The sequence below is a fragment of the Campylobacter concisus genome, assembly GCF_002913765.1.
GTDB classification, from domain to species: Bacteria; Campylobacterota; Campylobacteria; order Campylobacterales; family Campylobacteraceae; genus Campylobacter_A; species Campylobacter_A concisus_BB.
In genome coordinates, this window is sequence record NZ_PPCH01000001.1 from 1 (window position 1) to 4,115 (window position 4,115).

Genomic DNA, 4,115 nt, shown 5'->3' on the forward strand with positions numbered 1-4,115 from the left:
GGTTAAATTTACGCAGTAGATATTTTCGGTACTAAATTTATTTGATGTTTGGGAGGCTAAAAGAGAATTTAGCTTATCGGCAAATGGCTTAAATAGCTCCTCGCACTTTGAAGCGGTGCTGTTTGATGCCTCTTCATCTTTTTGCATAAATTCTAAATGCGTGACATCCTCTTTGTGCTCTTTGCCGTTTTTGTCTTTTGTTTGACTATTAATTATTATAGTCCTCATCTTTTTTTAAGCTATTGCTGATATTTATTTTGTAGCTTCTTATAAAATTTTTCAAAGCTCACAGGTAGCCTTTTATCTATTTCTTTAAGTTTGGATAGGAATTCTTCTTGTTCTATCTGTTGTAAATCATCGCTTTTAAAAATAGTTTTTCCTTGCTTAAAAACGTTCAAATACATTTTTCCACCAGACATTATGTCGCCATAAATTTCATACATGTAGTTTGAATTTCTAAATTTATACCCCATCAAGCGCTCATTTATACTATTTTTTATTGGTGTTGGTTTTGATAAAATTTCTAAACTTTTGCTATTTCTTTTATTTACCCCAAAATAACCACCATTTGTACAATGTATGTCACCCTCACATTCGAACATCAGAATAGCTATTAAAAATTTTTCATTTTCATAGTAATACCCGAACTCATCAGCCTTGATAAATGCAAAGAATAAATTGATTAAAATAAAAAATCTAAAAACTACCATAGTTCTTTCTTTTAAAATTTACTGCGAAATAGTAATTACAAAATCACACACTGGGTCATTTATCAAATTTTAAGTATTTACTATCGCAATCTTCAAAATAAATATACTTGCTCATAGAGTTTCCGTAGTTTTGTATGACTATGCTACCATTTTCATACATCCCGTCAATCTTTTTTAATTTTATATAAAATCCACCTTCGCCGTTGCTTTTTATGCTTGATATATAGCCTTGTGATTTTGTCTGATTATTCTCCACTATCTTGTAAAAATACTTCGCTTTATTGGTATTTTTCGTTATTTCTATTGAAATATTACAAGACTCATTCTTGTAAATCCCCGTTAAATTTATATTTTTTGCGTAGGCGTTATGCGCTATAAAGCCTAGTGCTATAAAATAAAAAACAACTATCTTGTTTGTCATACCTATGTCCGTGCTTTTTTAACCGCATTATATCTATTTAACAAAGGCAAAACTATATCTTTTTGATCTTTCCATTCTCAAATTTATATTTGCTTTCGTCAGATAGTTTCCCGCTACCTTTAAAATTTGGGTCGCCGTTGTTGGTTAGTGCATTTTTGTGTGGTTTGTCTATTATCAAGATGCCTCTATCACTGACTTCAAAAAATGGCACACCCGCGCACCAATCTATCTCGCCTTGAAATTTTATCTTGTCGTCATCTTTCTTTTCAAAAATTCTCAAAGGCCCGTGTCCATTGCAAGCAGCATAGTTTTGTATGTCTTGAAATATCCACACTTCGCTGCTATTAACTTTGGTATAAAATATTAAATTTGGTTCAAGCTCATACTCGCACTCTCTGCTATATATCTCTTCATCATTTATGCTTATGGAGCATTTGTTATCCTTGCTATATGTTTCTATATTTAAGTTTTGAGCATTAGAAAATATAGCTAAAAGTAGCAATAAGTATAAAAATCTAGTTTTTGACATCGTTTTTTCTATTTTCAGGTAAAACTAAATGGCCATTTTTATCAATGAGTGAGTATTGCACGAGCATGATATATAACATGTCATCTATCTGTGGGTAGTCGTCATCATAGTGGTAACTTTTGTATTTTTGTAAAAAGTCATTGTTTATTTCAGTTCTTTTTACATCTCTTGGCATGCTACCATTTTCTATCGGTACATATTTTAAAGTATCTTCAAATACCTCTTTAAATTTGTGGTAATCTTCACCGTAAATTCTACTAAATAGCTCTTTATCGTTCTCGTAAAGCATTAAAGATAGCTTAGCAGTATACTCTCTATAGAAATTCTTTATGCAGTAGATACTTTCAGATACAAAAAATGCTGATTTAGCAACAAAGCTATAGTCATACTCTTTTTTGGAGTATCTGATACACTCTTTTTGAGTTTTAGCTATCCTATCTCTAGCTATCTTTTGAGCTTTTTCTTTTAAATTTGGAGCTTCTTTTATTATTAGATTATAAAGATCAGCAAAATAGTTATCCCTAAAAGAGTTATAGTCTGACTGGCATATAAAGTCTTCTAAAGAGTATTTTTTAAATTTATACTTTCCTTTGGTGTCATAGCAAGCAAAGCTTGGTTTACTCTTTGTACCGTAGTCTCTCCAAGGGCTTGAATCATAATCATTTAGTTGGTAAAAATCATTACTAAATTTATTGATAGCATTTTCAGGGGTTAAAGGCTCAAAAGCGCTTAAATTTAAACTAGCAATTAGGGCTAGTAATATAATTTTAAATTTCATCACAATATTCTACTTATTTAAATATATTTACTTTTAAATACGTTACTCAAATTACCTAAATTACTGCTTATTTTTATAAAAGTTTTTTCTTATGTCATTAAGAATTTTTGGAGTGATTTGATTTATATAAAGTCTGTTCTTTTTACCATGATCTGTGTAGTAGTTTTCTATTTTATTAAATTTTTCATCGTTTGTAGGTTCATCTATATATCCAAATTTCCAAAAGTACTCATACAAATAAAATTCTGAGGCTAAATTTTTAAAAAGTATATAAAAATCTACTATGTTTCCGTCTCTATCTTGTGTTCCGCCTTTAAACTCAATTATATTGCCATTGGCCGTAACGCTCCACATAGACATATCGTCATAACAAAAACTCCATTTTTTTATCTTGTCTTTGTAAATAATGGCGCACTCTTTTATATCTATTGCCCGACCTAGATTGTCTTCATTATAATCACGTAAAATTTTTACAGAATAGTCATCATTGCCTATTTTAAAATAATAATTAGATGCGTCTTTGTATTTAAAATTTGGTATTTCATCTTTTCCCATGCCATTACAAGCCAGCAATAATATTAATAAAAATGCACTATTTAAAAATTTGAAAAATTTTAGCATTTCTAATCCTTGTGTAGTTTTCTTTTCTGTCTTTTTTGCTTTGGTCGTCGGTCCTTTTATTAATAACATCAGTTATTTTATCCACTACATTTTCATTATTTGAGTCTTTTTTACTCTCATCTGCTATTTTGTATAGATTGTTAGAAAACCAAAACCATGCAGCACTCATTATCGCATATTTTCCATATTCAGCTACTAAAGTTGGATTTTCTACCATATTATCTTCAGTATTAAAATTTTTATTAATATAATTATTAAAATTTGAATATCCGCTTCTTCCTGTTAAATGAAAAAAGCCTCTGCCTATGAAATTCCAACCATCATCTCCACCTTGATTGCCATTTTTATCGCTATAAACATAGTTGGCTATGGCTTTAGGTCTATCCTCTTCTTTAATAGCAATAAGCTCGTCTGCTTTATTTGGATTTTCTTTAAATTTGCTTCTAAAAACAGCTCTAAGTCTATCTGCGTTTTTATATAATATATTCTCGCTTAATTGAAGTCTATTTCCTCCAACTTCTTTATAGGCTTGCCCAAAAAAATGCTCCAGTCTATTTCTAGTATCAAGCTTATATTTTATATACATTTGAATTCCGTCATCATCATCTCTTCTATTTAGCTCATCTACCATCTCTTGTAATATATATTCTTGATTTGCTTTTGTATTTATAAATACCTGCTTTAGCATACTTAGCGTAAAAGGATAGTCTTTGATCTCTATTAAAACATTTGCTTCCCTATCCCCATCTACCCACATACCTTTATCTACTCTTGTTATACTCTTTGACTCACTAAAAGAGTTTATAAAGCTATCCATATTATCTTTACTTAGTAGATTGATACCATACTTATCATCTTTATTTGAATTTGCTTTATCCTCACTCTCTTCTTTTAGATAAATTTGATATCTCTTATTTGTCTTTTCTTCACTCTTTAGCTCTTTAGTAAGTTTGTCATCTTCATAGATATTTATATCCTGTGCTGACATATCTTTACTTATATATAAGTAGCCACTTTTATTTACTAAGGCATCATCATGATTTAGACTAGCTTTAA

General features: G+C 29.8%; 7 protein-coding genes. All 7 read right to left on the reverse strand.

The genetic code is table 11. The annotated features are described in order from the left end of the window. The coding region (locus CYO89_RS00005; RefSeq protein WP_141090710.1) for a hypothetical protein at positions 1–228 on the reverse strand (228 nt) is incomplete at its 3' end. An 11-nt stretch (positions 229–239) separates the two neighbouring features. Further along, positions 240–710 carry a hypothetical protein gene (locus CYO89_RS00010; RefSeq protein WP_103596711.1) on the reverse strand — a complete coding sequence of 157 codons (471 nt, stop codon included), beginning with the start codon at positions 708–710 and terminating at the stop codon, positions 240–242. 55 nt (positions 711–765) lie between these two features. Further along, entirely contained in the window at positions 766–1,131 is a 366-nt protein-coding gene (locus tag CYO89_RS00015) for a hypothetical protein (RefSeq protein WP_103596712.1), read from the reverse strand. A 52-nt stretch (positions 1,132–1,183) separates the two neighbouring features. Next, positions 1,184–1,660, reverse strand: coding sequence for a hypothetical protein (locus CYO89_RS00020; RefSeq protein ID WP_103596713.1), 477 nt, complete (start codon positions 1,658–1,660; stop codon positions 1,184–1,186). After that, the gene (locus CYO89_RS00025) at positions 1,647–2,438 is read right to left on the reverse strand and encodes a hypothetical protein (RefSeq protein WP_103596714.1); all 792 of its coding nucleotides are present in this window, start codon (positions 2,436–2,438) and stop codon (positions 1,647–1,649) included. Before CYO89_RS00025 ends, CYO89_RS00020 begins: the two co-directional genes overlap by 14 nt. Positions 2,439–2,498: 60 nt before the next feature. Beyond that, positions 2,499–3,059: a hypothetical protein gene (locus tag CYO89_RS00030; protein WP_103596715.1), complete on the reverse strand. Its 561-nt coding sequence runs from the start codon at positions 3,057–3,059 to the stop codon at positions 2,499–2,501. Further along, the coding region (locus CYO89_RS00035) for a glycoside hydrolase family 19 protein (RefSeq protein WP_219809422.1) at positions 3,031–4,115 on the reverse strand (1,085 nt) is incomplete at its 5' end. The genes CYO89_RS00030 and CYO89_RS00035, both read right to left, overlap by 29 nt.